Here is a 24,889-nt window from a genome sequence, read left to right as displayed (position 1 = left end):
GGAGCGGAGCGACCCAGGGTGTCGCGACGTCGGCGAGCGGTGCGCCTCTGGATCGCTCCGCTCGCGATGACGGGTGCCGCGGCCGTGCGCCGAGCCGGGAGGAGACATCCATGCCGTCCACCCACGACGCCCTGCCCGACGACCTGCCCGTCCCCGTCGACGACGGCGCGGCCGACCATCTGGGCGGGATGCGCCTGCCCGACGTGGCGCTCACCGCCACGGACGGCCGCACGGTCTCGCTGGCGCGGCTGCCGGGCCGCACCGTGGCCTACGCCTACCCGCGCACCGGCGAGCCGGGTCAGCCGGGCCTGACGCCCGACTGGGACGCGATCCCGGGCGCCCGGGGCTGCACGCCGCAGGCCTGCGATTTCCGCGATCACCACGGCGACCTGAAGGCCCGGGGCGTCGCGCAGGTCTTCGGCCTCTCGACCCAGACGAGCGCCTACCAGCGGGAGGCGGCCGAGCGCCTGCGCCTGCCCTTCCCGCTGCTGGCCGATCCGCACCGGGCCTTCGCGATGGCGGCGCGCCTGCCGGTCTTCGAGGCCGGCGGCCACGTGCTGCTGCGCCGCCTCACCCTGGTGATCGACGACGGCGTCGTGAGCCAGCTGTTCTACCCGGTCTTCCCGCCGGACCGGAGCGCCCGGCAGGTCCTCGACTGGCTCGACGCGGCCGGCGCCTGAGGCGCTACTCCGCCTCGGACTCCGGCTGGCGGATGCCGTAGCGGTTCTCCAGGCCCGGATTGGCCCGGCCCTCCCCGCGGTAGCGGGTCGGCGCCTCCCCGGAGGCCCGGGCCGGGCGCTCGCCGGGCTCGCGCCCGATGCGGCCCGCGAGGCTCGCGAGGTCGACGAACTCGTCGGCCTGCCGCCGCAGCTCGTCCGAGATCATCGCCGGCTGGGTCTGGATCGTGGAGATCACCGTCACCTTCACGCCGCGCCGCTGCATCGCCTCGACCAGGGAGCGGAAATCGCCGTCCCCCGAGAAGAGGATCATGTGGTCGATGTGCGGGCTGAGCTCGAGGGCGTCGATCGCCAGCTCGATGTCCATGTTGCCCTTGTACTTGCGCCGCCCCATCGAGTCCGTGAACTCCTTCACGGGCTTGGTCACGACGCGGTAGCCGTTGTAGTCGAGCCAGTCGATCAGCGGCCGGATCGACGAATATTCCTGATCCTCGATCATGGCCGTATAATAGAATGCCCGCAGGAGATTCTCCCGCGACTGAAATTCCTTAAGCAGCTTCTTGTAGTCGATGTCGAAACCGAGGGCCTTGGTGGTGGCGTAGAGGTTGGCGCCGTCGATGAAGATGGCGCTGCGCTGGGTCGCTGGCATGAACAGGTCAGATCCCGAAAAATCGTGGGTGACAGGAAATCGTCTGAACAATCGGTCAGGGTTCGCCCGGGGCGAATGGCCGGGACGAGCGGTCGAGGACGGTGCTCCGCGATCGCGGCCGCCACGCTCTGCACTCCGGGGTGGACCGGCGCGGTCGGAGATCCGCGCGACCGCCGCCCCGGGCGCCGGACCATTCGATTCAAACGGGTCCGTGTCAAGCAGAGCACGAGATTGTGCGGGCCTGAAAAACTCAATCCGTGGTCGGGAATAATTGGCCGCGCCAGGGATTCATCATGAAGAAGACGGTTTACGGAAGTTGATCCTGTAAACCTCAGATCCACCGGGCCCCGCGACTCTCGGCCTCAGCCGTTCACGCGCTCCACGCTGTTGACCGGGCGCTTGCCGCGCAGCTCGGCGATGATGGCGTTGAGATGCTGGAGATCCCAGACCGACAGGTCGATGGTGATGTCGGTGAAGTCCTGGGTGCGCCGCTTCATCGAGATGTTGTCGATGTTGCCGTCGTGGTCGGCGATCACCTGGGCGATCTGGGCGAACACCCCGGGCTCGTTGATCGACTTGAGCGCCAGCCGGGCCGGGAAGCGCTCGCCGCCGAGCGCCTCCGTGTCCCAGCGGACGTCGAGCCAGCGCTCCGGCTCGTTGTCGAAGGCCGCGAGCGCCGCCGACTGGATCGGGTAGACGGTCACGCCGACGCCGGGAGTCAGGATGCCGACGATCCGGTCGCCCGGGACCGCGCCGCCGTTCGGCGCGAAGGTCACCGGCAGGTCGCCCGCGAGGCCGCGGATCGGGATGGCGTCGCTGCGATCCGCGTCCTCCCCCTCCTTGCCGCCCTCGGCCCCCGGGAAGGTCAGCCGCATGGTCTGGTCGGAGGAGCGCACGAGCCGGCCCGCGCCGCTGGCGGCGCCCTGCGCGGCGGAGGGCCGGCGCTCGTCGCGGTGGTCGGGATACACGGCGCGGACGACGTCGCCCGAGAACATCTCGCCCCGCCCCACGGCGGCGAAGACGTCCTCGGTGGTGGCGCGGGCGAGCCGCGGCAGGGCGCCCCGGAGCTTGTCCTCCGAGAAGGTCTTGGCGGCGCGCTCGAACGCCCGGTCCAGGATCTGGCGGCCGAGGCCGGCATATTGCCGGCGCACGGCGGTGCGGGTCGCCCGCCGGATCGCCGCGCGGGCCTTGCCGGTCACCACGAGGGATTCCCAGGCCGCCGGGGGCGAGGCGCCGTCGGAGCGGCTGATCTCGACCTCGTCGCCGTTGGCGAGCTCGTGCAGGAGCGGCGCCATCCGGCCGTTGATCTTGGCGCCCACCGCGGTGTTGCCCACGTCGGTGTGGACCGCGTAGGCGAAGTCGATCGGCGTCGCGCCCCGCGGCAGGGCGATCAGCCGGCCCTTCGGGGTGAAGCAGAACACCTGGTCCTGGAACAGCTCCAGCTTGGTGTGCTCCAGGAATTCCTCGGGGCTGTCGCCCTCGGCGAGGAGCTCGATGGTCCGGCGCAGCCACTGGTAGGCACCGCTCTCGGCGGCGAGCCGGGGATGCACGCTGCCCTCGGCGCGGGCCGGGTCCTTGACCAGCTCGGCGCCGACTTCCTTGTACTGCGCGTGGGCCGCGATGCCGTACTCGGCGATGTCGTCCATGGCGCGGGTGCGGATCTGCAGCTCGACGCGCTGGCTCTTCGGCCCGATCACCGTGGTGTGGATCGAGCGGTAATCGTTCTGCTTCGGGGTCGAGATGTAGTCCTTGTACCGGCCCGGCACCATCGGCCAGCTGGTGTGGACGATGCCCAGAGCCGCGTAGCAGTCCTGCACGGTGTCGACGACCACGCGGAAGCCGAAGATGTCGGAGAGCTGCTCGAAGGCGACGGACTTGCGCTCCATCTTCGACCAGATCGAGAACGGGCGCTTCTGCCGGCCGCTGACCTCGGCGGTGATCCCCTGCGCGCCGAGCTTCTCGGTGAGCACCTGCGCGATGGTCTCGACCACGCTCTCGGACTTGGCGGAGAGCCGCGTCAGGCGCTGCGTGATGGTGGCGTAGACCTCCGGCTCCAGGTTGCGGAAGGCCAGGTCCTCCAGCTCCTCGCGCAGCTCCTGCATGCCCATGCGGCCGGCGAGCGGCGCGTAGATGTCGAGCGTCTCCTGCGCGATGCGGCGACGCTTGTCGTCGCGCATGTGCTGGAGGGTGCGCATGTTGTGCAGGCGGTCGGCGAGCTTGACCAGCAGCACGCGGACATCCGCCGCGACCGCGAGCAGCAGCTTGCGGAAGTTCTCGCCTTGCGCGGCCTGCTTGGAGACGAGGTCGAGGCGCTTGAGCTTGGTCAGGCCGTCGACCAGGGCGCCGATCTCCGGGCCGAACAGCCGGCGGATCTCCTCCAGCGTCGCCTCGGTGTCCTCGACGGTGTCGTGCAGGACCGCGGCCACGATGGTGGCGTCGTCGAGGTGGAGATCCGTCAGGATCGCCGCGACCTCGAGGGGATGGGCGAAGAAGGGGTCGCCCGAGGCGCGCTTCTGCGTGCCGTGCGCCTGCATGGCGTACACGTAGGCGCGGTTGAGCAGCGCCTCGTCGGCGGCCGGGTTGTAGCGCTTGACCCGCTCGACGAGCTCGTACTGGCGCATCATCCGCCGGGACGGCGCCGGCGCGTCCGGGGCGGTGCGCGGGGCCGGGATCACGCGCGGTTGTTCCGCGACGGCCGGGACGGCGCCGGCCTCCGGCGGCGCGGCCGCGCCGGGTGCCGGCGGGCCGGCCACGGAACGAGAGAACCCGGCGTCTCCGCCGGGTCCGGTCTCGGTCAGGTCGCGCGCATCCAGGCCCACGTTCCCAGGCTCACTCGCCCTCGTCGTCGGTCTCGACCGGCGGGGCGAGGTTCTCGAGGCCGCGCAGCAGGTCCTCCTCGCTCATGCGGTCGAACTGGACCGCCGCGTCGTCGCTGGAGGACTGGGGCGCCACCGCGGCGGCGGCCGGCGAGCTCGACAGCAGCGGCACGGTCTCGGCCTCGGGCTCGTCCACCTCGACGTACTTCTGCATCGAGTGGATCAGCTGCTCCTTGAGGTCGTCGGCCGTGATCGTCTCGTCGCCGATCTCACGCAGGGCCACGACCGGGTTCTTGTCGCGGTCGCGGTCGATGGTCAGCGGGGCGCCGGCGGCCAGGAGGCGGGCTCGGTGGCTCGCCAGCAGCACCAGCTCGAAGCGGTTCTCGACCTTCTCGATGCAGTCTTCGACGGTGACGCGCGCCATGCGGGGCGGCTCCTTGGGCTTGAGCGACGGGGGATGTCGGGTATGGGCCCACTCTACACCGGATGCCGTTGTGCAACAAGCACAGCGGGTTGCGCAGGGCGCGCGCCCGGCGCGAACCCGGCGCGCGTCCGGCGAGCGTCCGACGAGCATGCCGGTCCGGTCGCCCCCGGGGCCCCAGCGCCCCTCCGAGGCGCGCCGCCGACGCGCATCGTGCTGCGGCGTCATGGTGCGGCGCATTGTTGACACCCAGGGCCGCGGGTGCGAGTGCGCGCGCCATTCCAGAGTTTCGGCCGACACGGGCGGCGTTCGCGCGCCGCACGGCGCCGGCGATCAGGACGCAACATGCGCGCATTCATCTTTCCGGGCCAGGGCAGCCAGGCGGTCGGCATGGCGCGGGACCTCGCGGAGGCCTTCCCGCAGGCCCGGGCCGTGCTCGACGAGGTCGACGCCGCCCTGGGCCAGAACCTGTCGCGGCTGATGTTCGCGGGGCCGGTCGAGGAGCTGACCCTCACGACCAACGCCCAGCCGGCCCTGATGGCGGCGAGCCTCGCGGTGCTGCGCGTGCTGGAGGCCGAGCGCGGCCTCGACCTCGCGCGCGACGTCGCCTGCGTGGCCGGCCACTCGCTCGGTGAGTACGCCGCGCTCGCGGCCGCCGGCAGCCTGACCGTCGCGGACGCCGCCAAGCTTCTGCGCCTGCGCGGCGAGGCCATGCAGGCGGCGGTCGCGCCGGGCGCCGGCGCCATGGCGGCGCTGATCGGCACCGACCTCGAGGCCGCCCGCTCCGTCGCCGAGGCGGCGGCCGACGAGGCCGGCGACGGCGCGGTCTGCGACGTCGCCAACGACAACGGCGGCGGCCAGGTGGTGCTCTCCGGCGACCGCCCGGCCGTGGAGCGCGCCGTCGGCATCGCCACCGGCCGCGGCATCAAGCGCGCCGTGATGCTCAACGTCTCGGCGCCGTTCCACTGCCGCCTGATGGCCCCGGCCGCCGAGGCCATGGCCCGGGCGCTGTCCGCCGTCACCCTGGCGGCCCCGCGCGTCACCCTCTACGCCAACGTCGCGGCCGCCCCGGTCACCGATCCGGAGGCGATCCGCGCGGCCCTGGTCGAGCAGGTCACCGGCACCGTGCGCTGGCGCGAGAGCGTCGCCGCCATGGCCGCCTCCGGCGTCGACCGGTTCTACGAACTCGGCGCCGGCAAGGTGCTGACCGGCCTCGTCAAGCGCATCGCCCCCCAGGCGAGCGCCGCCGCAATCGGCACCCCCGCCGACGTCGCCGCCTTCGCGCTCTGATCCGCGCGCTCTGATCCGACGGAGTCCCGCATGTTCGACCTCACCGGCCGCAAGGCCCTCGTCACCGGCGCGACCGGCGGCCTCGGCCAGGCGATCGCCCGGGCCCTGCACGCGCAGGGGGCCACCGTGGCGCTCTCGGGCACGCGGCCCGCGGCCCTGGAGGCGCTCGCCGCCGAGCTCGGCGAGCGCGCGAGCCCCGTCGCGGCCGACCTCTCCGACAAGGACTCGGTCGAGGGTCTCGTCCCGGCCGCCGAGGCCGCGATCGGTCCGCTGGACATCCTCGTGAACAATGCCGGCATCACCCGCGACAACCTCTTCATGCGGATGAAGGACGAGGAGTGGGAGCAGGTGATCGCCGTCAACCTCACCGCCGCCTTCCGCCTGTCGCGGGCCGCCGTGAAGGGCATGATGCGCCGCCGCTCCGGGCGGATCGTCAACATCGGCTCGGTGGTCGGCAGCACCGGCAATCCCGGCCAGGGCAACTACGCCGCCGCCAAGGCCGGCCTCGTGGGCATGACCAAGGCGCTCGCCGCCGAGGTCGCCTCGCGGGGAATCACCGTCAACTGCATCGCCCCGGGCTTCATCAGCTCGCCCATGACCGACGCCCTCAACGAGAAGCAGCGCGAGGGCATCCTCGCCCGCGTGCCGGCCGGCCGTCTCGGCGAGGGCGCGGAGGTCGCGGCGGCCTGCCTCTACCTCGCCTCCGCGGAGGCGGGCTACGTCACCGGCCACACGCTGCACGTGAATGGCGGGATGGCCATGTACTAGGGCGCGTATACCGGCTCCCGACCGGCGCGAACGGCGCGCGAATCACCCCCGCCGACACGCAAGTGCCACACCCATGAAGGCTTTCTGAACGGGCCCTCGCCAGGGCGGGAACCCTGTGCTACCACGCCCCGCAGCCGTACAGGGGGTTGACGGTTCTGCGGGTTTTCAGTCCAAGGCCCTCCGGCGGGGGCGTCCCGGCTCACGCGCCGGTTCACCTCAGAAGCACGCGCGATCGGACACCGGCCCGTCACAACAAGCCCGCAAGGGCGCGACGCGGCCACGGCACCACCCCGAGAAGACTGACAGACCAGAAGGACGAGGACGGAAGACCGATGAGCGATATCGCTGAGCGCGTGAAGAAGATCGTCGTCGAGCACCTGGGCGTGGAGCCCGAGAAGGTGGTCGAGAGCGCCAACTTCATCGACGACCTCGGTGCCGACAGCCTCGACACCGTCGAGCTGGTCATGGCCTTCGAGGAAGAGTTCAACGTCGAGATCCCGGACGACGCTGCCGAGACCATCCAGACGGTCGGCGACGCCGTGAAGTTCCTGGAGAAGAACTCCGCCGCCTGAAGGCGCCGGGGAGCGGGTTTGACGCGGCGCGGGTGAGGCGAGACAGCCCCCGCGCCGTTACGCGTTTCAAGGCTCGGAGTCGCGAGGCGTCCCGCAGGGACCGATTCCGCCTCCGAGCGAGTTAGGACGATGCGCGACCGCGGCGGTGCCGGCGGGGCGGCGCCTCAAGACGGGACAGGGCACATGCGGCGGGTGGTGGTCACGGGTCTGGGGATGGTCACGCCGCTGGGGAGCGGGGTGGAGCACACCTGGAGCCGGCTGATCGCGGGCGACAGCGGCGCCGGCCCGATCCGCGGCTTCGAATCCGCCGACCTGCCCTGCCGGATCGCCGCGCAGGTCCCCTTCGGCGACGGCACCGACGGCACCTTCAACCCCGACCTCGTGATGGAGGTGAAGGAGCAGCGCAAGGTCGACCCGTTCATCGTCTACGCGATGGCGGCGGCCGACGAGGCGCTGAAGGATGCCGGCTGGGCGCCCAAGAGCCACGAGGACCAGTGCGCCACCGGCGTGCTGATCGGCTCCGGCATCGGCGGCATCGGCGGCATCTACGACGCCTCCGTGACCCTGCACGAGAAGGGCCCGCGCCGGATCTCGCCGTTCTTCATCCCGGGCCGGATCATCAACCTCGCCTCCGGCCAGGTCTCGATCGCGTACGGCCTCAAGGGGCCGAACAACGCCGTGGTGACGGCCTGCTCCACGGGCGCCCACGCCATCGGCGACGCGAGCCGCCTGATCGCGCTGGGGGACGCCGACGTGATGGTGGCGGGCGGCGCCGAGTCGCCGGTGAACCGCCTGTCGATCGCGGGCTTCTCCGCCTGCCGGGCGCTGACCACGGGCTTCAACGACACGCCCGAGAAGGCGTCGCGCCCCTACGACCGCGACCGCGACGGCTTCCTCATGGGCGAGGGCGCCGGCATCGTGGTGCTGGAGGAGTACGAGCACGCCAAGGCCCGCGGCGCGAAGATCTACGCCGAGGTGGTGGGCTACGGCCTCTCGGGCGACGCCTACCACATCACCTCCCCCTCCCCGGACGGCGACGGCGCCTTCCGCTGCATGACCGCCGCGGTGAAGCGCGCCGGCATCTCCCCGTCCGAGATCGGCTACATCAACGCCCACGGCACCTCGACGCCCATGGGCGACGAGCTGGAGCTGAAGGCCGTGGAGCGCCTCCTGGGCGACGCCGCCGCCAACGCCACCATGTCGTCGACCAAGAGCTCGGTCGGCCACCTGCTGGGCGCCGCCGGCTCGGTCGAGGCGATCTTCTCGATCCTCGTCCTGCGCGACAACGTCATCCCGCCGACGCTCAACCTCGACAACCCCTCCGTCCAGACCAAGATCGACCTCGTGCCGTTCGAGGCGAAGCGGAAGCAGGTGGATGTCGTGCTGTCGAACTCGTTCGGATTTGGCGGGACGAACGCGTCGCTGGTGATGCGGCGGGTCGCTTAGGCGCGTCGCCGTCCAACTCCGACACGCTCCGCAAATCTTCGCGAAGTCTTCGGAAAGTCTTCCGCAGGTTCCGTCAGCGCGCTGACGTCCGGAATGGGGGCTTCGATCGGGTGATCGCGCTGTGAGCGGGATCCCGCGCGCATCCTGGCAGACTGCGCGGCCGCCTCGACGGAGGGCATCGTGACCGGCGCGGCGCCCCGGCCCTTCAGGATGGGGTCGTGATCGAATCCCCTGTCCGGCGCGCCGCGCGGCACCCGATCCGGCGTCCGGCTACCACCCCCGCCGCTCATCCGCTCCCGGCACCCGTCCCTGCGGCGTGAGCGTGTGCACCACCTCCGGCAGCGCCTGGGCCAACTGAGAAAGAAGCGTCTCGCGGTCCATCCCGGTCTGCTGCTGGAGGGTGTCCACCGTGTCGGGGCCGAGCGCCCGGGCGAGCTGGTCCGGGGCCACCGGGCGGTTGGTGCCGTGGCCGATCCAGGACTCGATCACGTCGCCGAGGCCGCCCTGGCGGAACCGGTCGACCAGCCCGTCGAGGCCGCCGAGATCCCCCTGCCCGTCCGGGGCGGCGCGGCTCGGCGGCGGGGCGTCGCCGGGGCCGTCGAGCATGCCGGAGAGGTCCGAGAAGTCGCCGGGCGGCAGGGACGAGTCCACCGGGCCGCCCTCGCGGCGGCCGCCGTACTGGTCCCAGCCGCCGATATCGCCGCCGTCGTCGGGGCGGCGCCCGCCGGCATCGGCGGGGTGCTGGCCGGGATCGCGCCCGTAGGGTCCGGCGCCGCCGGAGCGGTCGGCCTCGGGGCCGGGCTCGCCCTGGCGCCCGCGGCCGAAGATGTCGCCGAAGCCGCCGCTGGCGCCCTTGGCCAGCAGCAGCATCAGCAGCGCCTTGACCAGGGGCGACATGCCCCCGGAGCCCTGCTTCTGCCCGCCGAACACCTGACCGAGCACGCCGCCGATCGCCGATTCGAGCAGTCCCATGCGCGTCTCCCCCGCAGAACCGGGCCGGACGGGCCCGGCCGAACAACAATCCGGGGCGGGCGCGGGTTGCCTCGCTCAGCGGGCCGGCGTCGCGAGCGCGGCCTGGGCGGTGCCGCCGCCGGTGGTGGCGTCGGCGGGCTCGACCAGCGGCACCGTCGCGGCCGAGAGGATCAGTCCGGCCAGGAACAGGCCGGTGGCGGCGGCGCCGGCGCGGGGGCGCGGCAGGCGGACGGCGCGGCGTCGCGCGGGCTGGGGACTGTCGACGGTCCTGGGCATCGCGGCCTCTCCGGGTTCGGGGCGGGCCCTCGGGGCCCTTCTGCCGGAAAAACGCGGCCGGGGGGCGGACCGGTTCCCGCGCCGTCAGGTCCGGCCGGCGAGGCGACGTCCCAGCGCCCCGAGCAGGCAGGCCGCGCAGTAGACCGGCAGCATCAGGGCCGCGCCATCGAGCCACAGGCCGGGCAGGCCCGGCACGAACCCGGCGATCGCCGCCGCGGCCACGAGCCCCGCGACCACGCAGAGGCCCAGCGAGACGGCGAGCCGGTCCGGCCAGCCGACCAGCGCGCCGACCACGAGGCCGAGCGCGGCCGCCCCGGCGAGTCCGGGCCAGAATCCGGCGAGCAGCAGCGTCACGGCCGTCCGGCCTCCCTGCGGGCGCGATGGTGGCGCGCGGATGGGCGCGGCCCGGCTGGCGGGCGCGCGGCGGAGCGGATGTCCCTCACGGCAGCAGCGCGAAGACGACGGGGCCGGCCGGCCCGTCCGGACCGGCCGCGACCTGATCCGGCCGGGCTCCGGCCTGGAGGAGATACTCCACCACCGCCTGGGCGCGCAGGCGCGGCAGGTCGGCCGGCGGCTCGTCGGGGGCCTCGGCGGGCTTCTTCGCCGCCGCCTTGCCGGGCGCGGCCGGCTCCTTCCTGGCCGTACTCGCCTTGCCGGTCTCGGCCTTGCCCCGGTCCTTGCCCCGGTCCTTGCCCGCGTCCTTGCCCCGATCTTTGGCCGCGTCCTTGGCCGCATCCTTGACCGTATGCGTCGCGGTGTCCTGAGCGGCCGGGGCCGGCTTGGCAGCAACCTCCGGCTTGGCGGCGTCGGCGACCCGGGTCGGCTCGGCGGCCGCGCCCTCCCCCGGCGACGGCCCGGCGGCCGGGGTCGCGGGCGGCCTCACCGGGTCGGCGGGGCCGGAGACCGCGACGCGCAGCGACGGGCAGGTCTTCGCCAGGGCGGCCAGCGCGTCGAGGGTCGGGTAGAAGGCGGGCGTCAGCACGGCGCCGCCCGCGGGGAAGTGCAGGTCCGCCCCCGCCAGGGCGGCGGCGAAGTCGGTGCGGCAGGTGGCGGGATCGCGCCGCTCCGCCGCGTCCCGGGCCGTGACGCTGGCCCGCCCGGTCCAGCCGGGGGGCAGCGCCTCGGCGAGCCGGTCCGGGGTGCGCGCGGCGCCCTCCCGGTAGAGGCTCTCGCCCGTGAGCGTCAGGGCGCGGTCCGAGACCGAGACGGTTCCGTCCGCGAGATTCGTCACCAGCGGGGCGGCGGCGGCCAGCGCGTCCCCGAGATCCGGCGGGGCGCCGTCGGCGAGGCGGGTGCGGTCGATCACCGGCTCCCGGAACAGGCGCGGGCGCAGGGCGGCGAGCACCCGCTCCCGGGTCGCGGCGTCCGGCAGGTGGCCGGTGAGGGTCACGGCGTCGGCGGTCCGGCGGATCGCCACCCGGTAGGGCGAGAGCGGCCGCGCCGTGAGCGCCACCCGCCCGGCCGCCACGCCGGCGGGCCGGCCGTCGCGCATCAGCGCCTCGGCGTCGGGGAGCGCCTGCCCGTCGATGGCGTCGCCGGTCACCGACACCGCCCCGTCCTGGAACACGACCTGCCCGGACTGGATCAGCTCGGCGAGCCTGAACGCGAAGGCGATGAGGCCCTTCGGGTCGATCGCCGGGTCGAGCCCCCGGGCGGCCAGGAGCCGGTCCTCCACGGTGCCGCCCGCGGCGGCCTCGGTGGCGGCGCGCAGGGCGGCCTCGCGGTCGGCCGCCGAGGGGGCGAAGCCGTCGAGGACGATGCCCCGGGCCGATTTCTCCACGGCGAACCGGTACGCGGCCACCCGGGGCGGCAGGATCTCGACCCGCCCGACGCTGAATCCCTCTGGCGGGTCCGACAGGGCCGCCCGCAGGGCCTCGTAGGCCGGCACGTCGAGGGCCTCGCCCGACAGGCTGAGCACCGTGTCGCTGAGCGCCGCCCGCCCGCCCTTGGCGAGGCCGGAGAGCCGGGCCGCCAGGAACGCGGCCGCGCTGGCGAAATCCGGCGGCGCGCCCCGGGCGGCCCTGGCGGTGTCGTCGAGACCGGTGCCGGGATTGAGGGCGCCGGTGATCCGCGCCTCCAGCGCCCGCCGGCCGATCTCCACCGGGCGGCTCCCCTCCAGGGCGATCCGGTTCTGACCCGTGCGGATCGCCGCCCACTGGAACGGCGCGGCGGTCTCCACGATGCCGAGTTCGGAGACGATGCGGCGCGGGCCGTCGAGGGCCGCGAGGCGGGACAGCACGGTGGCGCGTTCGGCGACGTCCGGGGCCTCGCCGGCGGCCACGAGGTCGCGCCCGCTGGCCTCCAGGCGCAGCCACGGCTCGCCGGTGGCGGTGGCCGTGCCGGCGGCGATCGCCGCGCCCTCCGCCTCGAGCCCGTCGGCGATCCGCGGGGCGGCGTAGAGGGTCGCGCTCGCCCAGATCAGCGCGAGGGCCGGCAGGCCGGCGAGCCAGCCGGCACTGCGCAGGCCTTGGGCGAGGATTTCGGGCAACGGCACGGTCGCAGGTTCGGGCGCAGGTCGGGCGGATCCGGGGCCGAGAGCACACCGCCTTTCCGGCAGCATGAAGGCCGGCAGCCTCCTTTCTCCCGCCGGCCAAGCCCGCGCCGCGTCCCCGCGCCGCCGGAACCGGCCGGACGCCCTCCGGTTTCCGAGCCATATTCCGTCCCGGCTTCTGCCACCGTCCCTCCGCCTGAGGAGCGTGCCATGCGGTCCATCCTCGCCGCCGCCCTGCTGCTGCTGATCGCCGTCCCGGCCGGGGCGCAGAGCCTCTCGGCCACCGCGACGGTGCCGAGTGGGGCCGCGCTGGAGCCGATCACCCCCATCGCCAATCCCGGCCAGCTCAGCCTGGGCGGCAGTTCCACCACCGGCCCCTTCCCGACCGTCTCGGCGCAGACCGGCGGCCTCGTGAATGCCGGTCAGCTCAGCTTCGGCGGCGGCGGGGGCGGAGGTGGCGGCCGCATCGGTTCGTCGGCCGGCCTGTCGGCCGGGACGACGCTCGGTACGACGACCGCCGGATCGGGCGGCGCGGGCCAGCTCGGCGGCCTGGGATCCACCGCGACCGGCGGTGCCGGTGTCACCGGTACGACCCCCGGGACCGGCGGGACGATCGGCGCCACCGGATTCCGCAGCGGCCTCAGCGGCGCGTCCCGCACGGGTTCGGGCTCGGCCACCGGGAGCGTCCTGACGTCGATCCCCGGCACGGGCGGGCTCGGGAGCGGGGCGGGCCTCACCTCCGGCCTGGGCGCCGGCGCCGGTCTGGGCACCGGTCTGGGCACCGGGCTCGGCACAGGCCTGAACGCCGCCGGGATTGCCGGATCCTCGCTCGCGCCGGGCTCGTCCGCCGCCGCCGCGTCGACAGGTCTCGGCAGCGGCGCGGGCACCGCGTCGGGCATCGGCGCGACCGGTGTCACCCTGTCCAGCGGCGGGCTGTTCGGGCTGTTCGGGCTCGGGACCGTCACGGCCGTCGGCGGGACCACGGCCGTGACGGCATCCGGGGCGGGCGGCGCCGGCACGGGCGGCGCCGCGATCGCCGGGGCTGCCGGGCTGCCCGCGGACGACCCCGCCCAGGCGGCCCGCACCCTGCCGAGCGGCGGCGGGGCGGTCGGTGGTGCCGGCATCGGCGGCGCGGCGGCCGCGCCGGTCCGGACCGGCGACCTCTGCGGCGGGCCCTTCGCCGAAGCCTGCCTCGGCCAGGGGTTCTGACCGGCCTCCGGGCCCGGAACCGGGCCGAACCGCTGCCGTTCCTTCTGTGCCGGCACCTCGGCCGGGACAGGAGACAGAGATGAACGTCATGCTGGGCCGCGTCTCGCTCGCGGCCGCTCTCGTTATCGGCGTCTCGGGCGCTGCCCTGGCGCGCGATGCCGGGCCCAAGGCCCAGGGTGCCAAGGGCGCGGCGGGCCTGCACGGGATCGGCTTCAACGAGCCGAAGTTCCGCTCGGACCTTCGCACCGGCAAGGAGCAGCCCTACACGTGGCCGGTGAGCGACCGCTATCGCCCGGTCTCGCAGCCCTTCTACGGTCGGGCCTACTGAGCCGCCCGGCGCACGCTCCGCCGAATGGATGAGTGGCGGCGCCCCGCTCCGCCGCGCACAACCGGGATCGGCGCCGTTCCCGTCATCGGGACGGGGGCCGATCCGGCGATGGCCCAGAGGCACGGGGTCCGTGGCGTGCCGGCTCCCGAGGCAGGAGAGTGTGATGCATCCGCTGAACCGGCGCGTCGTCGCGGCCCCGGTCCTCGCGCTTCTGGTCGCCGCGCCCCTGCCGGGCCGGGCGGGCGAGTTCGCGCAGGTGCCGCCGTCGCCGGGCATGGCCCTGACCCTGCCCGATCCCGGCATGGCCAACGGAGCGCCCGCACCGGCGGCTGCCCCTACGGCGGCCCCGGCCCCCGCTCCGGTCAAGGCCGCTTCCGAGCCAGCGGTCGAGCGCCGCTTCCGGGTCCTGGGCAGCGGCTTCTCGTCGCTCGACGGACAGCTCCCGAACCAGCGCACCGGCCAGCGGCATCAGCACGTGGTCCGCGACATCTGCATCGGCTGCTGATCAGGCTCCGCGCCCGGCGTGGCGCCGGCTAGTGCGGCGCCCGCGACCGGGAATTCGCCTGGATCCAGCGCGGCGAGAGGATGTCGCCGGCCTCGGTGATGATCCAGGGCTGGGCCTCGCCGGACTCGATCGCCGCGATCGCGACGGCGAGGGCTTCCCGCAGGGTCGCGAAGGGCCGCCCCTCCGCGGCGTGGCCGGGCGCGCCCTTGGGCCAGATGGTCAGTTCGGCTCGTCTGTCGAGGTCGGAGGGCGTCATCGGCGCTCTCGTGGTGCTTCGCAGGGTGCCTGCGCGGGTTGTGCGGTCTTCTAGCGTGCCTGTGTGACGCGGATCTGGCGTCGAGGTCTCCGATTCGTGTCACGGGCCGCGACGCCAACAATGCTCGCGCTCGCCCGACGGTTTCGGTCGATCCGGTGGCCCGCGCGAAAAACAAATGACGCGCTTCTCAAGTTTGATTTGAGAACGCGCCCATGGAAGTTTAGTTCATTTGCATCGAATGCATGGCGCGCGGGATCGGGGCCTGAATTCGCGGCTGGGAATTCCCGGGAAACACTGCAATACCGTGCCGTCATGGCGATATGGTGCAATGCGCAATTTGCATGCCGCGCTGCACAAATCCGTGGTCTCATGCGCTGGTCGATCGCATCCCGCGGTCGACGCCGCGATCGAACCGGAGACGCACCATGCGCACGATCCTCATCCTCGCGTCGGCCGCGCTCACCTCGGCGGCCTTCACGGGTCTCGCCGCCGCCGACGACCGCCTGCACCTGACGCCGCCGCTCTATCGCGATCAGGCCCGGCCCGCCCAGCAGATCCGCGCGATCCACGATCTGACCACCACGCCCCAGCCCGTCGCCGCGCCGGCGACCGTCGGCCGGACGGTCTCGTCCCTCCGCCGGCCGATGGTCCAGGCGTCCGTCGAGGCGAGCCGCTGAGCCCGCTGCCGGGGACGGAGCCCCTCGGGCGGCTCCGTCCCCGGCCATAGCTCAGACGATGTGCAACTCCTGCGACGCCACCGAAGGTGCCACGCCGCGACGGATCAAGCGCCGCGTCCGCGCCCGCTGATCGAGCTCGGTGCTGAGGGCGGTCCCCGCCGCGCGGTACCCCTCGAACCACAGATCCGCCCACGCGTACTGCGCCGCCAGAACCAGCAGGACGGCGTTCTCGGCCTGTCTCAGGCCCAGCCGCAGACTCTCATCCGTCAAGCGGCCAACCTCCCCGTACATCATTTCCAACTCCGCGTCCGAACACGGCCAGCAGCGCCGCGAAGGGCCGCCGGCCACTCGCCCAGGGGGCGCTCGGCGGTTCCGCTCAGTGGGACGCCGCCCCGGAGGCCTCGTGTGCCGCGGCCGCCGCGTCCCGGGCCGCATCCTGCCCCTGCTCGAGGGTCGTGCGGGCCGCATCGGCGCCCTGCTGCAGAGCGGCGCGGGCGCGCTCGGCCCCCTGCTGGAACGCGCTCTGGGCCAGGCTGCCCACCTCCTGGGCCTGCGCCTGCAGGGCCGCGAAGCGCTCGCGGGCGTACTCGGCCTGGATCGCGGCCGCCTCCGGGAGCGACCCGGCCGCGGCGAGCTTCTGCGCGTGATCCAGGGCGGCGCGGATGTTCTGCTCCGCGTGGTCGAGGCTGCGGGCGTACAGGGCCTGCGCGTTGGTCCGCGCGAGATCGGCCGTATCGTGCGCCGTCTCGGAGGCGCGCCGCGCCGCTCCGATGAAGCTTCCGAAGGCCTTGCGGGCCTGCTCGACGCTGGTCTCGGCGAGGTCGCGGATCTGGGTCGGGACCTCGTAGCTCGACATCTGTGCCATGAACGGTCTCCTGTCGGCCGCCATCCGGGTGCGGCCCCCGTTTGTGCGCCGCACAAGCGCCGGCGTCCAGGGACCGCCCGCGCACCGGCGCGACCGGTCAGATCTCCGTCTCGCGCCGAACGACCGCCTCTTCCCCGCTGCCCTTCTGCGCGAGGCCGACCTCGGGATCGTCGGTCGGGACCGTGGCCGCCCTGTCACCGCGCTCCGTCGGGACCTCGCCCGCCTCGACCGGGTCCGTAGCGGGGCGCGTCGGGGTTGCGGTCTCGCCTGCGCGGGTCATGCGGTCTCTTCCTGCCTGCAGCCAACGCGACGGCGCGGGTGCGGGTCCCGCGGCTTCGTCACGATGGCGGGAGGCGCGTTTCGGATCGCGACTCTATATGGGAGGCGCGAGCAGGGAGAGTGGTGTGTTCACCGTCAAGGGGATTGATCCGTCCGGTCGCGTCATGACGTTCGCCTGCGGGACGGACGAGCAGGCGATGGAGAAGACCTGGGAGCTGGCCCGGCGCGGCTTCCGCGAGATCACGGTCGCCGATCCGAAGGGCAAGGAGCTGTCGGCGGCCGCCTTCGAGCGCTCGCTCAACATCGACTGGGAGTGACGCGCGTCGGACGGCGACGCCGCTGCCGGCCGAGTCCGTCGATGACAGGAGCCGCGCCGCCCGCCGCGTGAACCGCCGAGGCGGCTGTCAGGTCGGTTCGAGCTCGCGCCAGAGATTCGCCCGGCCCGACCGCGCCGTCTCGGGGATGTCGGTGGTGGCCCCGATCTCCTCCGCCTTGCGCCAGATGGCGCGGCAGACGAGGATCTCGCTGCTCGCGTCGATGCTGAGGATGAAGCTGTCCGGGACGATCTCGGCATCCGGGAGCGCGACCCGCACGCCGCCGGCGGACCGGTCGTAGACGATGCAGGGCAAGCTTCGATGCTCGTCGACCGAGATGCTGCCGGTCTCGTTGAGAAGCGTGCGTGGAGCGCTGCGTCGTTCGAACATCACCGCCTCGAGAACCTCTGCCCGACAGGATCGGTCACCCGGGTTCAAGGGCGGTTTGCGAAATGCCTCGAATTGTCGGGATGCCCGCGTCCCTGTGAATTCTGAGCTCTATATGCGGTTTCGGTCGGGCACCGGATGCGCAGAGCCCCGCCACCCGCCGGTCGACGGGGGCGACGGATCCGCAGGGACGGGACGGCCTCGGTCCGACCGCTCGGCGGCCCGGGGCCTTCCGCGGACGCGACCTACCCGGTCACGACCTCGACGAGGGTGGTGAGGAAGCCCAGCGCGACGGCCCCGATGCCGCCCATGAAGGCGACGTCCCACCCGGCGAACTCCCGCGACTGGGGTGCGCGCAGGAAGGCGAACAGCGTGACGGCGGCCCCGCAGACGACGAGAGCGAGGGCCAGAAGTATTGGACGAGACATGGCGTTTCCCTCTGCGCCGGTCTCTCGGCCCTTGAGGGCTCTTGTAAACGGACGAGTGCGACCGGCTTGATCTGTTCAGGCTCTTCCGTCATCGGAGCATGACAGACGAGGACGCGGTGAACAAGGCGCTAATCTGTTCTGCACTGCGGAACAACGGCCGGAATGCCGCCTTCATCTGACGGGGCGCGGGCCTCGCGGCGCGCGCCGCCGCTGGGGTTGTCGTTCCCGAGGGGCATCGGCCGGCTGACCGCCCGGACCGGCCCGCAGGAACGGAAGCCGACGCGATCAGTCGATGAACACCCGGACGCCGTCCGTGTTCAGGATGTCGCGCTGGTCGGCGCACCACTGCTCCGCGCCGACCGCGGCGATCTCGCCCGCGACCCGCCGGCCTTCCTCGGCGATGGCGTTCCTGGCGCGCGGGCGGCCGAGGGCCGCGTCCAGGGCTCGGCGCACCGTGCGGGACAGGCCTTCGGAAACCGTGTCGTCGATGGTGTAGAGCTTGCGGCAATACAGGACGATGCCGGCCTGCGCGCCGACGATCCGCACGAGCCCCTGGATCGTCTCAGCACGCTTGGTGTCGTCCGCCTCCTCGGCGGCCCGGGCTGTGCCCGGCAGGACGGCCGTGGCCAGGAGGGCGGCGAACAGGAGGGCGCGAGTCATCCGGGGCATTCCTTCGGTCCGAGGCTGGACCCGAGTCCGGAGCGCCGCACCGCGCGGACCGTGCCACCCCGCAGCGTGCGCGGAGGATCCCGCGGGCGTGCCTGTCAGCGCCGGTCGTTCACTTGCGGGCGGCCATCAGGTCGTGGGTCAGGACGGTCAGCTTGCCGATCAGGTTGCTGATATCGGAGCCCTTGCAGGACCATTGCGTGCCGATCGCCTCGCCGTCCGCCGAGACGGAGACGACCGCCACCGAGCGCAGCCGGCCCTCGCGGGCCAGTGCCAACTGATCCTGCAACACGGCGATGATCGACGCGGTGTCCTCGTCCACGACCGCCGGCGCGATATGCGCCGGGAACGGCACGACCGAACTCGTCATCGTCTGCTCTCGCTTCATCTCGCCGAACCCTTCGGTAGCATCCTCGGGCCCCGGCGTGCGCATCAGCTTTGTGCAGAGTGTGGCAGCTTGTCCGTGTCGCGCGATGTCCTGGGCGCGTGTGGCGACGATGCAACGGTCTCGGCGCGGTTTCGGGCCGCGCGGCGGTCCGCTCCCCCGATCCGGGGGGAGGCCGGCGGCCGCGCGACGCGCCGGGCCCTGCGACGCGTCGTTGCGAGGGTGCCCCGAGCGGGGCACCCTCGGAGGTCTTCGTCCTCAGGCGGCCTTGCGGCCCCTGCGCTCGCGCTCGGCCATGGCGCCGGGCTGGCCCAGGCCGATCGCCTTGGCGAGGGCGGAACGCTGCTCGGCGTAGCTCGGGGCGACCATCGGATAGTCGGCCGGCAGGCCGTAGCGATCGCGGTAGCTGCGCGGGTCCAGGCCGTGGCTGGTCAGGTGACGCTTCAGCGTCTTGTAGGTCTTGCCGTCGATGAAGCTGACGATCCCGTCGTGCCGAACCGACTTGCGGATCTGGGCCGCGCTCGGCTTCTCGACCTCGGCCTGCGGAGCCGCGCCGATCTCCGCCGTCAGGGTCCCGGTGACGAGCCCGCTGATCGCGCCGTGCACCCGCGCGATCAGCGCCGGCAGCTCCGCGGCCGGCACCGGATTGTTCGACACGTAGGCGGCGACGATATCGCCCGCCAGCTCGATGAAGTTGGAGTTGGGCCCTGTGGTTTCTTCTGTCACTGCAAGATTCCTGGTGTGCCCCTCGCCCGCGATCTGCTACTTTTGAGCGCTGAATGCAAGTTACAAAAGCGTTGGTGGGCGGCATCCCGTGCATGATTGGGGTGCCCGTCGCGGAGAGCGGACAGCTATTCCTGGCGATTTGCGGCGGAGTATTTCCGAGCGCCTCTCGAGGCGGCCTATCGACTGCGGTAGAGTTTCCGCTCTGCGGAACGACCAGAACGTGCATCTGGCGGTCTCGAGCCCGGTGCGGCCGGGCCGGTGGTGTGTTCCGCCGTGAACCGCGGTGACGCGGCGGCCCGGCCGTGGCATGGCGCCACCATGCTGATGCTCGCCCTCCTCGTCGCCCTGCTGGCCGTCGTGGTCGCCATGTTCGTCCTGCGGCGGTGCACCGGGCGTCTCGCCTCGCTCGCGACGCTGCTGGCCGGGGCGATCATGGTCCTCTGGCTCGCCGAGGTCGGGCTGCTTCCCGGGACGCAGGGGCCGTTGACGGCGTATCGCCCGCTCGTGCCCGGACTCGACCGGTAACGGTTCGGTAAGCGTACCGGGCGGAGCATGGGGCATGCCCACGCTCTCCGCCCCGCGCCTGCTCACGTTCCTGGTGTCGGCCGTGCTGATCGGCCTCGCCGTCGCCAGCCTTTACACGCGCATCCCGATGGTCGGAAAAACCGTCGTGGCGCACCGGCAGTGGTTCTTCATCGGCGCCTACGCCCTGCTCGCCCTCGGGGTGACCACCCGCAGCCTGTAGCGGACCGCGCCGCGGTCTGTTCGCGACCGCGCGCCGCGCCGAGGACGCCGGAATGACCCTGAAGACCACCTACCTCGTGCAGCCGTTCGAGCTGCACCGGAACCGCCTGCGGCCCGCTCGCCAGGAGCCCGCACAGAGCGAGTTCGGTGCCCTCAAGAAGGCGGAGGCGCTGGCCGCCCGCATGCCGGGCGCCGCGGCCCTCAAGGTTGTGGCCGACGACGAGACCGGGGAGCTCGAGGGCGTCACCATCCTCGGCCAGTTCGGGACCGTTCCGGACGATTTCGCCGAGAGCCTGCTGGGGAGCTGACGCCGCCCGCCTGCCCGGCCTCACAACCGGCCGCGTCTGGGGGTGCGACACGGGCGACCTCGGATTGCGGCCCCCGGGAAACTACGTAGAAACAGCGGAGATTGATCCTTGCGAGCTCCGGCGCTCGCTGAGCTCGTATCCGTGCCCCGCTATTTCATCGACCTCCACGACGGCGCCAACTTGGTTCGCGACCGCGACGGCTTCGATCTTCCGGATCTCGCCGCGGCGCGGGCGCAGGCGGTGCGCATCCTGACCCGGCTCGCGCAGGGCCTGACCGATCCGATGGAGCGGCAGGATTACGTGATCGCCGTGCGCGACGAGCAGGGCGCGGTCCGCCTGCGTCTGCGGCTCTCCTACGATGTCGAGGGCGGCTGACGGGGCGGCTGACGGGGCGGGGCGGGAAAGTCCGGCGCCCGGGCGCGTTGACGACGGCCGGCGCACGGGAAGGCCAGGAGATCGCATGCGACGTTCAACAGGTTTGACAGCCCCGCTCGCGGCGGCGCTGCTGCTGCTCGGTCCCGCCGGACAGGCGGTGGCGCAGACCGCGCCGCCCCCGCCCCCCGGCTCCGCCGCGGCGACGGCCGACAACGCCGTGCTGCTGACGGTCTTCCTGCGCCACGACCAGTCCCGCCCGCTGGCGGAGCTGAACGCGCAGCTCGCCAAGCAGGGCTTCTACAAGGCCTTCCCGCCGCCGGGGATCGAGGTCGTCTCCTGGAACGTCGTCATGGGGATCGGGCAGATCATCGTCCTGCGGCTGCCCGCGTCCCGCCTGCGCGAGGTCAACCGCGTCCTCGAGGACACGGCCTGGGGGGCCTACCGCACCGAGTTCTTCCCGACCTACGATTACAGGGCCGTGGGCCTCGCGGAGCACGAGAAGGCGCGCTGAGCGCCGTCCCGGCCGCCGCAGGCCGGCGGCGCCCTGCCCGGATCCGCCGGCCCCGGACCCAGCGCGTCGTCCCACAGGTAGGGGTGGCCGAGGCGCTTGGCCGCGTACATCGCCGCGTCCGCCCGCTCCACCAGGGTTTGCGCCCGGATCGCGTGCAGGGGCGCGCAGGCCACGCCGATCGCCGCGCCGATGCGGATCGGCGATCCGGTCCCGAGATCGTACGGCTCGGCGAGGCGCGCCTGGAGGCGCAGGGCGAAGCCGAGGGCCGGCGCCGGCGCCGCGTCGCCGAGCAGGATGGTGAACTCGTCGCCGCCGAGCCGCGCGGCGCAATCGCCCGCGCCGAGCGCCGCCCGCAGGCGCTCGGCCAGCTGCCGCAGGAGCGCGTCGCCCACCGCGTGCCCGTGGCGGTCGTTCACCGGCTTGAAGCCGTCGAGGTCGAGGCACAGCAGCGCGCAGGGCGCGCCGTCGAGGTCCGCCAGGGTCCGCTCGAGCCGGGCCGCGAACAGGCGGCGGTTCGGCAGGCCGGTCAGCGGGTCGTGGTGGGCCATGTAGCGCAGGAGCGACTCCGCCCGGCAGCGCTCGGTCACGTCCTCCCACAGGGCGGTCCAGGCGCCGCCGGCCTGCGGGTGCAGCGTGATCGCGATCTGGCGGCCGTCCGCGAGCGTCTGCACCACGGCGTCGGTCGCGCCCCGGGCGAGGAGCCGCCGGCGCGCCGCCCAGAGGCCGCAGGGATCCCGGTCGGCCGGGAGGGCCCCCGCCGCGCTCGCCGCGCCCACCGCCCGGGCGTGCATGCCGGGCCGGACCCGGCTCGCGGGCGGGCCGAACAGGCGCCGGAACCCGTCGCTCACGAACAGCAGCCGGTCGGCGGAATCGAACAGGCACAGGCCGTGCGGCAGCGAATCCAGCGCCTGAACGATGCCGGGTCCGAGCTTGCGCCCGCGGCCGAGCCCGTCCTGGCGCCGGTCGCAGGCCACCTGCCGGTGGCGCCGCGCCAGCCTCGTCGCCGCCCTGCCCGCCTCCGCCGCCATGGCCGGTCCCCCGAAGCGCCCGACAGCGTCGTCGGGCGATTGCCGGATCGAGCCGGCTCGGAAATTAGTCTCCGGCCTTCATAGAATGGGATTCCTTTCGCCAACCTTGACGAAAGTTGTGCGCGTTGAGCGATCCACGCCGAGATTGACCATCCGCAAGTTGAGACCGCGATCCCGACACGCGAACTCTGTCGGTCGCCGGCTCGAACCCGGCCTCGACGCGGTGGATCCGCGCTGTCGTCCCGGGCGCCGCCGCGCGGCGCCGGGACGACGTCTTCCGGAGGCCCCGTCAGGGCGCGTCGTGCCGGTCGTGGTGGGCGTCGAGCACCGTGTCGCTGGTCGGGACCGTCGCGGCGACCGCCTCGGCGCGGCGGATGTCCGGCGCGGTCGCCTCCTCCACGAAGGCCGCCACGGCCTCGGTCAGCGGCAGCGTGCGGGTCTGCTGGCTGCCGAGCCGCCGGATCGAGACCGTCCGCTCCTCCGCCTCGCGGCGGCCGAGCGCCAGCAGCACCGGCACCTTGGCCAGCGAGTGCTCGCGGACCTTGTAGTTGATCTTCTCGTTGCGCAGATCCGCCTCGACCCGCAGGCCCGCGCGCTCCAGGGTGCGGATGACGTCGCGGGCGTAGGCGTCGGCCTCGCCGGTGATCGTCGCCACCACGACCTGGACCGGCGCCAGCCACAGGGGGAAGTGCCCGGCGAAGTGCTCGATCAGGATGCCGGTGAAGCGCTCCATCGAGCCGCAGATCGCCCGGTGGACCATCACGGGCGGCTTCCGGGCGCCGTCGGCGTCGATGTAGAAGGCGCCGAACCGCTCGGGCAGGTTGAAATCCACCTGCGTGGTCCCGCACTGCCAGTCGCGGCCGATGGCGTCGCGCAGCACGTACTCGAATTTGGGCCCGTAGAACGCGCCCTCCCCCGGGTTGACCGCGGTCCGGATCCGCCCGCCGGACTGCTCCTCGATCTGCGCCAGCACGCGGGTCATCACGTCCTCGGCGTGGTCCCAGAGGGCGTCGGAGCCGACGCGCTTCTCGGGCCGCGTCGAGAGCTTCACGACGATCTGGTCGAAGCCGAAATCCGCGTAGGTCGAGAGGATCAGGTCGTTGATCTTCAGGCACTCGTCGGCGAGCTGGTCCTCGGTGCAGAAGACGTGGGCGTCGTCCTGCGTGAAGCCGCGCACGCGCATCAGCCCGTGCATGGCGCCGGACGGCTCGTAGCGGTGGACGATGCCGAACTCGGCCATGCGCAGGGGCAGGTCGCGGTAGGATTTCAGGCCGTGCTTGAAGATCTGCACGTGGCCCGGGCAGTTCATCGGCTTGAGGGCGAACCAGCGCTTGTCCTCGGCCTCCTCGCCCGCGGACTGCGCGGCGAACATGTTCTCCCGGTACCACCCCCAGTGGCCGGAGGTCTCCCACAGGGCCTTGTCGAGGATCTGCGGGGCGTTCACCTCGGCGTAGTCGCCGCGCAGGCGCCGGCGCATGTAGGCGATCAGCTCCTGGAAGATCGTCCAGCCCTTGGCGTGCCAGAAGACGACGCCCGGGCCCTCCTCCTGGAAGTGGAACAGGTCCATCTCGCGGCCGAGCCGGCGGTGGTCGCGGCGCTCGGCCTCCTCCAGCCGGTGCAGGTAATCGTCGAGGTCGGCCTGGTTCGCCCAGGCCGTCCCGTAGATGCGGGTCAGCATCGGGTTGTTCGAATCACCCCGCCAGTAGGCGCCCGCGACCTTCATCAGCTTGAAGGCCGTGCCGACCTTGCCGGTCGAGGTCATGTGCGGGCCGCGGCAGAGGTCGAACCAGTCGCCCTGGCGGTAGATCTTCAGGTCCTCGCCCGGCGGGATCGCGTCGACCAGCTCGACCTTGAAGCCCTCACCCTTGCCGGCGAACAGGCCGCGCACGTCGTCGCGCGTCCAGACCTCCTTGGTGAAGGGCGCGTCGCGCGCGATGATCTCGCGCATCTTCGCCTCGATCTTCGGGAAGTCCTCGGGCGTGAACGGGGTCTCGCGGTGGAAGTCGTAGTAGAAGCCGTTCTCGATCACCGGGCCGATCGTGACCTGCGTCTCCGGCCAGAGCGCCTGCACGGCCTCGGCGAGCACGTGCGCGCAGTCGTGCCGGATCAACTCCAGGCTGCGCGGGTCGGTGCGGTCCAGGAACTCGATGCGGGCATCGCGGTCGATCGGGTCGTCGAGGTCGGCGACCGTGCCGTCGAGCGCCATGGCGACGGTGCGCTTGGCCAGCGACTTGGCGATGCCCTCGACCACGGCGCGGCCGGTGGTGCCGGCGGCGATCTCCCGCGTGTTGCCGTCGGGGAAGGTGAGGATCGGCATGGTGCGCGCGTCTCCGGGCTCAGTCCTGCATACGGGGCAGGTAAGCGATTTCGAGGGAGCGGCCGTGTAGACCGATTTCTCGGGCGAGGGAACAACGGTGCGGTGCAACTCCACGCATCCCTGGCCCCCGCCCGCCGTTCCGACGCGCGTGATCGTCCCCGCGCGCCTGGGCGCCGGGGGCATGGCCCGGGAGACCGCACGAG

Annotated in this window: 33 protein-coding genes; 15 read left to right on the top strand and 18 right to left on the bottom strand. The window is 72.9% G+C overall.

Annotated features, from left to right (window positions below; translation table 11 throughout):
* Positions 1-110: 110 nt before the first annotated feature.
* Entirely contained in the window at positions 111-680 is a 570-nt protein-coding gene (locus tag ACTJK8_RS20420; protein ID WP_029361152.1) for a peroxiredoxin, read from the top strand.
* A 4-nt stretch (positions 681-684) separates the two neighbouring features.
* Here the strand turns inward: ACTJK8_RS20420 and ACTJK8_RS20415 are convergent, their stop codons facing one another.
* From ACTJK8_RS20415 to rpoZ, 3 genes are all read right to left on the bottom strand, one after another.
* Positions 685-1,326 (bottom strand): LabA-like NYN domain-containing protein, encoded by a 642-nt coding sequence (locus ACTJK8_RS20415; RefSeq protein WP_012318874.1) that lies wholly within the window; start codon positions 1,324-1,326, stop codon positions 685-687.
* Positions 1,327-1,688: 362 nt separating this feature from the next.
* Positions 1,689-3,950 (bottom strand): RelA/SpoT family protein, encoded by a 2,262-nt coding sequence (locus ACTJK8_RS20410; protein ID WP_012318875.1) that lies wholly within the window; start codon positions 3,948-3,950, stop codon positions 1,689-1,691.
* 205 nt (positions 3,951-4,155) lie between these two features.
* Complete coding sequence (rpoZ, locus tag ACTJK8_RS20405; protein WP_010685409.1) at positions 4,156-4,566, bottom strand: DNA-directed RNA polymerase subunit omega; 411 nt, start codon at positions 4,564-4,566, stop codon at positions 4,156-4,158.
* A gap of 342 nt (positions 4,567-4,908) precedes the next feature.
* Between rpoZ and fabD the strand changes: the two genes are divergently transcribed.
* From fabD to fabF, 4 genes are all read left to right on the top strand, one after another.
* A complete protein-coding gene (fabD, locus tag ACTJK8_RS20400) occupies positions 4,909-5,853 on the top strand; it encodes an ACP S-malonyltransferase (protein WP_440762428.1) in 945 nt (314 codons plus the stop codon).
* A 30-nt stretch (positions 5,854-5,883) separates the two neighbouring features.
* The gene (fabG, locus tag ACTJK8_RS20395) at positions 5,884-6,621 is read left to right on the top strand and encodes a 3-oxoacyl-[acyl-carrier-protein] reductase (protein ID WP_012318877.1); all 738 of its coding nucleotides are present in this window, start codon (positions 5,884-5,886) and stop codon (positions 6,619-6,621) included.
* 332 nt (positions 6,622-6,953) lie between these two features.
* Positions 6,954-7,193 carry an acyl carrier protein gene (locus ACTJK8_RS20390; protein WP_007559070.1) on the top strand — a complete coding sequence of 80 codons (240 nt, stop codon included), beginning with the start codon at positions 6,954-6,956 and terminating at the stop codon, positions 7,191-7,193.
* A gap of 183 nt (positions 7,194-7,376) precedes the next feature.
* A complete protein-coding gene (gene fabF, locus ACTJK8_RS20385; RefSeq protein WP_012318878.1) occupies positions 7,377-8,639 on the top strand; it encodes a beta-ketoacyl-ACP synthase II in 1,263 nt (420 codons plus the stop codon).
* A 270-nt stretch (positions 8,640-8,909) separates the two neighbouring features.
* On the opposite strand, the gene ACTJK8_RS20380 is transcribed toward fabF, so the two are convergent.
* From ACTJK8_RS20380 to ACTJK8_RS20365, 4 genes are all read right to left on the bottom strand, one after another.
* Positions 8,910-9,611, bottom strand: coding sequence for a YidB family protein (locus ACTJK8_RS20380; RefSeq protein ID WP_127991139.1), 702 nt, complete (start codon positions 9,609-9,611; stop codon positions 8,910-8,912).
* A 75-nt stretch (positions 9,612-9,686) separates the two neighbouring features.
* Positions 9,687-9,887: a hypothetical protein gene (locus ACTJK8_RS20375; RefSeq protein ID WP_012318880.1), complete on the bottom strand. Its 201-nt coding sequence runs from the start codon at positions 9,885-9,887 to the stop codon at positions 9,687-9,689.
* 84 nt (positions 9,888-9,971) lie between these two features.
* Positions 9,972-10,241, bottom strand: coding sequence for a hypothetical protein (locus ACTJK8_RS20370; RefSeq protein ID WP_012318881.1), 270 nt, complete (start codon positions 10,239-10,241; stop codon positions 9,972-9,974).
* Between the two features lie 85 nt (positions 10,242-10,326).
* Entirely contained in the window at positions 10,327-12,381 is a 2,055-nt protein-coding gene (locus ACTJK8_RS20365) for a hypothetical protein (RefSeq protein ID WP_440762427.1), read from the bottom strand.
* Between the two features lie 207 nt (positions 12,382-12,588).
* Here ACTJK8_RS20365 and ACTJK8_RS20360 point away from each other — a divergent pair, with 207 nt between their 5' ends.
* The 3 genes from ACTJK8_RS20360 to ACTJK8_RS20350 all read left to right on the top strand — a co-directional run bounded on the left by ACTJK8_RS20360 (position 12,589) and on the right by ACTJK8_RS20350 (position 14,420).
* On the top strand, positions 12,589-13,587 hold the full coding sequence (locus tag ACTJK8_RS20360; protein WP_440762426.1) for a hypothetical protein: 999 nt from the start codon (positions 12,589-12,591) through the stop codon (positions 13,585-13,587).
* A gap of 79 nt (positions 13,588-13,666) precedes the next feature.
* Positions 13,667-13,915 (top strand): hypothetical protein, encoded by a 249-nt coding sequence (locus ACTJK8_RS20355; protein ID WP_012318884.1) that lies wholly within the window; start codon positions 13,667-13,669, stop codon positions 13,913-13,915.
* Positions 13,916-14,078: 163 nt separating this feature from the next.
* Complete coding sequence (locus ACTJK8_RS20350) at positions 14,079-14,420, top strand: hypothetical protein (protein WP_440762425.1); 342 nt, start codon at positions 14,079-14,081, stop codon at positions 14,418-14,420.
* A gap of 28 nt (positions 14,421-14,448) precedes the next feature.
* Here ACTJK8_RS20350 and ACTJK8_RS20345 read toward each other — a convergent pair whose 3' ends face one another.
* Positions 14,449-14,676 carry a hypothetical protein gene (locus ACTJK8_RS20345; protein ID WP_012318886.1) on the bottom strand — a complete coding sequence of 76 codons (228 nt, stop codon included), beginning with the start codon at positions 14,674-14,676 and terminating at the stop codon, positions 14,449-14,451.
* A gap of 425 nt (positions 14,677-15,101) precedes the next feature.
* On the opposite strand from ACTJK8_RS20345, the gene ACTJK8_RS20340 reads away from it, so the two are divergent.
* Entirely contained in the window at positions 15,102-15,353 is a 252-nt protein-coding gene (locus tag ACTJK8_RS20340) for a hypothetical protein (protein ID WP_012318887.1), read from the top strand.
* Between the two features lie 51 nt (positions 15,354-15,404).
* Here ACTJK8_RS20340 and ACTJK8_RS20335 read toward each other — a convergent pair whose 3' ends face one another.
* The 3 genes from ACTJK8_RS20335 to ACTJK8_RS20325 all read right to left on the bottom strand — a co-directional run bounded on the left by ACTJK8_RS20335 (position 15,405) and on the right by ACTJK8_RS20325 (position 16,498).
* Entirely contained in the window at positions 15,405-15,623 is a 219-nt protein-coding gene (locus ACTJK8_RS20335) for a hypothetical protein (RefSeq protein WP_274852435.1), read from the bottom strand.
* Positions 15,624-15,729: 106 nt separating this feature from the next.
* The gene (locus tag ACTJK8_RS20330; RefSeq protein ID WP_024830294.1) at positions 15,730-16,218 is read right to left on the bottom strand and encodes a phasin; all 489 of its coding nucleotides are present in this window, start codon (positions 16,216-16,218) and stop codon (positions 15,730-15,732) included.
* Positions 16,219-16,315: 97 nt separating this feature from the next.
* A complete protein-coding gene (locus ACTJK8_RS20325; RefSeq protein ID WP_012318890.1) occupies positions 16,316-16,498 on the bottom strand; it encodes a hypothetical protein in 183 nt (60 codons plus the stop codon).
* 97 nt (positions 16,499-16,595) lie between these two features.
* On the opposite strand from ACTJK8_RS20325, the gene ACTJK8_RS20320 reads away from it, so the two are divergent.
* A complete protein-coding gene (locus ACTJK8_RS20320; protein ID WP_210383195.1) occupies positions 16,596-16,814 on the top strand; it encodes a hypothetical protein in 219 nt (72 codons plus the stop codon).
* Between the two features lie 87 nt (positions 16,815-16,901).
* Here ACTJK8_RS20320 and ACTJK8_RS20315 read toward each other — a convergent pair whose 3' ends face one another.
* The 5 genes from ACTJK8_RS20315 to ACTJK8_RS20295 all read right to left on the bottom strand — a co-directional run bounded on the left by ACTJK8_RS20315 (position 16,902) and on the right by ACTJK8_RS20295 (position 19,403).
* Entirely contained in the window at positions 16,902-17,201 is a 300-nt protein-coding gene (locus tag ACTJK8_RS20315; RefSeq protein ID WP_012318892.1) for a PilZ domain-containing protein, read from the bottom strand.
* Positions 17,202-17,443: 242 nt separating this feature from the next.
* The gene (locus ACTJK8_RS20310) at positions 17,444-17,626 is read right to left on the bottom strand and encodes a hypothetical protein (RefSeq protein WP_012318893.1); all 183 of its coding nucleotides are present in this window, start codon (positions 17,624-17,626) and stop codon (positions 17,444-17,446) included.
* A 285-nt stretch (positions 17,627-17,911) separates the two neighbouring features.
* Positions 17,912-18,286 (bottom strand): hypothetical protein, encoded by a 375-nt coding sequence (locus ACTJK8_RS20305; RefSeq protein ID WP_012318894.1) that lies wholly within the window; start codon positions 18,284-18,286, stop codon positions 17,912-17,914.
* 118 nt (positions 18,287-18,404) lie between these two features.
* Positions 18,405-18,680 (bottom strand): hypothetical protein, encoded by a 276-nt coding sequence (locus ACTJK8_RS20300; RefSeq protein ID WP_012318895.1) that lies wholly within the window; start codon positions 18,678-18,680, stop codon positions 18,405-18,407.
* A 255-nt stretch (positions 18,681-18,935) separates the two neighbouring features.
* Positions 18,936-19,403, bottom strand: a complete 468-nt coding sequence (locus tag ACTJK8_RS20295) for a MucR family transcriptional regulator (protein ID WP_012318896.1) — start codon at positions 19,401-19,403, stop codon at positions 18,936-18,938.
* Between the two features lie 273 nt (positions 19,404-19,676).
* Here ACTJK8_RS20295 and ACTJK8_RS20290 point away from each other — a divergent pair, with 273 nt between their 5' ends.
* The 5 genes from ACTJK8_RS20290 to ACTJK8_RS20270 all read left to right on the top strand — a co-directional run bounded on the left by ACTJK8_RS20290 (position 19,677) and on the right by ACTJK8_RS20270 (position 21,341).
* On the top strand, positions 19,677-19,928 hold the full coding sequence (locus ACTJK8_RS20290) for a hypothetical protein (protein ID WP_440762424.1): 252 nt from the start codon (positions 19,677-19,679) through the stop codon (positions 19,926-19,928).
* Between the two features lie 34 nt (positions 19,929-19,962).
* A complete protein-coding gene (locus ACTJK8_RS20285) occupies positions 19,963-20,148 on the top strand; it encodes a hypothetical protein (RefSeq protein ID WP_012318898.1) in 186 nt (61 codons plus the stop codon).
* Between the two features lie 52 nt (positions 20,149-20,200).
* On the top strand, positions 20,201-20,455 hold the full coding sequence (locus ACTJK8_RS20280; RefSeq protein ID WP_012318899.1) for a hypothetical protein: 255 nt from the start codon (positions 20,201-20,203) through the stop codon (positions 20,453-20,455).
* A gap of 141 nt (positions 20,456-20,596) precedes the next feature.
* On the top strand, positions 20,597-20,830 hold the full coding sequence (locus ACTJK8_RS20275) for a DUF6894 family protein (RefSeq protein ID WP_012318900.1): 234 nt from the start codon (positions 20,597-20,599) through the stop codon (positions 20,828-20,830).
* A gap of 85 nt (positions 20,831-20,915) precedes the next feature.
* The gene (locus tag ACTJK8_RS20270; RefSeq protein ID WP_012318901.1) at positions 20,916-21,341 is read left to right on the top strand and encodes a hypothetical protein; all 426 of its coding nucleotides are present in this window, start codon (positions 20,916-20,918) and stop codon (positions 21,339-21,341) included.
* Here the strand turns inward: ACTJK8_RS20270 and ACTJK8_RS20265 are convergent.
* Both ACTJK8_RS20265 and thrS read right to left on the bottom strand, forming a co-directional pair.
* On the bottom strand, positions 21,299-22,369 hold the full coding sequence (locus ACTJK8_RS20265) for a sensor domain-containing diguanylate cyclase (protein WP_012318902.1): 1,071 nt from the start codon (positions 22,367-22,369) through the stop codon (positions 21,299-21,301). The genes ACTJK8_RS20270 and ACTJK8_RS20265 overlap by 43 nt on opposite strands.
* A 289-nt stretch (positions 22,370-22,658) precedes the next feature.
* Positions 22,659-24,686, bottom strand: a complete 2,028-nt coding sequence (thrS, locus tag ACTJK8_RS20260; protein WP_012318903.1) for a threonine--tRNA ligase — start codon at positions 24,684-24,686, stop codon at positions 22,659-22,661.
* Positions 24,687-24,889: the final 203 nt, after the last annotated feature.

This window comes from Methylobacterium sp. 22177 (assembly GCF_052045615.1).
Classification (GTDB): Bacteria; Pseudomonadota; Alphaproteobacteria; order Rhizobiales; family Beijerinckiaceae; genus Methylobacterium; species Methylobacterium radiotolerans.
Note: the sequence above shows the minus strand (reverse complement) of the source record. Positions and strands in the feature narration are given on the sequence as shown.

Bases quoted from the DNA above. Each gene is read 5' to 3' on its own strand.
- ACTJK8_RS20300 (WP_012318895.1), bottom strand. From the start codon at position 18,680: ATGAAGCGAGAGCAGACGATGACGAGTTCGGTCGTGCCGTTCCCGGCG.
- ACTJK8_RS20415 (WP_012318874.1), bottom strand. From the start codon at position 1,326: ATGCCAGCGACCCAGCGCAGCGCCATCTTCATCGACGGCGCCAACCTC.
- ACTJK8_RS20390 (WP_007559070.1), top strand. From the start codon at position 6,954: ATGAGCGATATCGCTGAGCGCGTGAAGAAGATCGTCGTCGAGCACCTG.
- thrS (WP_012318903.1), bottom strand. From the start codon at position 24,686: ATGCCGATCCTCACCTTCCCCGACGGCAACACGCGGGAGATCGCCGCC.
- ACTJK8_RS20410 (WP_012318875.1), bottom strand. From the start codon at position 3,950: ATGATGCGCCAGTACGAGCTCGTCGAGCGGGTCAAGCGCTACAACCCG.
- ACTJK8_RS20420 (WP_029361152.1), top strand. From the start codon at position 111: ATGCCGTCCACCCACGACGCCCTGCCCGACGACCTGCCCGTCCCCGTC.
- ACTJK8_RS20270 (WP_012318901.1), top strand. From the start codon at position 20,916: ATGCGACGTTCAACAGGTTTGACAGCCCCGCTCGCGGCGGCGCTGCTG.
- ACTJK8_RS20350 (WP_440762425.1), top strand. From the start codon at position 14,079: ATGCATCCGCTGAACCGGCGCGTCGTCGCGGCCCCGGTCCTCGCGCTT.
- ACTJK8_RS20375 (WP_012318880.1), bottom strand. From the start codon at position 9,887: ATGCCCAGGACCGTCGACAGTCCCCAGCCCGCGCGACGCCGCGCCGTC.
- ACTJK8_RS20305 (WP_012318894.1), bottom strand. From the start codon at position 18,286: ATGACTCGCGCCCTCCTGTTCGCCGCCCTCCTGGCCACGGCCGTCCTG.
- ACTJK8_RS20310 (WP_012318893.1), bottom strand. From the start codon at position 17,626: ATGTCTCGTCCAATACTTCTGGCCCTCGCTCTCGTCGTCTGCGGGGCC.
- ACTJK8_RS20315 (WP_012318892.1), bottom strand. From the start codon at position 17,201: ATGTTCGAACGACGCAGCGCTCCACGCACGCTTCTCAACGAGACCGGC.
- ACTJK8_RS20360 (WP_440762426.1), top strand. From the start codon at position 12,589: ATGCGGTCCATCCTCGCCGCCGCCCTGCTGCTGCTGATCGCCGTCCCG.
- ACTJK8_RS20345 (WP_012318886.1), bottom strand. From the start codon at position 14,676: ATGACGCCCTCCGACCTCGACAGACGAGCCGAACTGACCATCTGGCCC.
- fabG (WP_012318877.1), top strand. From the start codon at position 5,884: ATGTTCGACCTCACCGGCCGCAAGGCCCTCGTCACCGGCGCGACCGGC.
- ACTJK8_RS20355 (WP_012318884.1), top strand. From the start codon at position 13,667: ATGAACGTCATGCTGGGCCGCGTCTCGCTCGCGGCCGCTCTCGTTATC.
- ACTJK8_RS20285 (WP_012318898.1), top strand. From the start codon at position 19,963: ATGCCCACGCTCTCCGCCCCGCGCCTGCTCACGTTCCTGGTGTCGGCC.
- ACTJK8_RS20340 (WP_012318887.1), top strand. From the start codon at position 15,102: ATGCGCACGATCCTCATCCTCGCGTCGGCCGCGCTCACCTCGGCGGCC.
- ACTJK8_RS20320 (WP_210383195.1), top strand. From the start codon at position 16,596: ATGGGAGGCGCGAGCAGGGAGAGTGGTGTGTTCACCGTCAAGGGGATT.
- fabF (WP_012318878.1), top strand. From the start codon at position 7,377: ATGCGGCGGGTGGTGGTCACGGGTCTGGGGATGGTCACGCCGCTGGGG.
- ACTJK8_RS20325 (WP_012318890.1), bottom strand. From the start codon at position 16,498: ATGACCCGCGCAGGCGAGACCGCAACCCCGACGCGCCCCGCTACGGAC.
- ACTJK8_RS20265 (WP_012318902.1), bottom strand. From the start codon at position 22,369: ATGGCGGCGGAGGCGGGCAGGGCGGCGACGAGGCTGGCGCGGCGCCAC.
- ACTJK8_RS20330 (WP_024830294.1), bottom strand. From the start codon at position 16,218: ATGGCACAGATGTCGAGCTACGAGGTCCCGACCCAGATCCGCGACCTC.
- rpoZ (WP_010685409.1), bottom strand. From the start codon at position 4,566: ATGGCGCGCGTCACCGTCGAAGACTGCATCGAGAAGGTCGAGAACCGC.
- ACTJK8_RS20380 (WP_127991139.1), bottom strand. From the start codon at position 9,611: ATGGGACTGCTCGAATCGGCGATCGGCGGCGTGCTCGGTCAGGTGTTC.
- fabD (WP_440762428.1), top strand. From the start codon at position 4,909: ATGCGCGCATTCATCTTTCCGGGCCAGGGCAGCCAGGCGGTCGGCATG.
- ACTJK8_RS20280 (WP_012318899.1), top strand. From the start codon at position 20,201: ATGACCCTGAAGACCACCTACCTCGTGCAGCCGTTCGAGCTGCACCGG.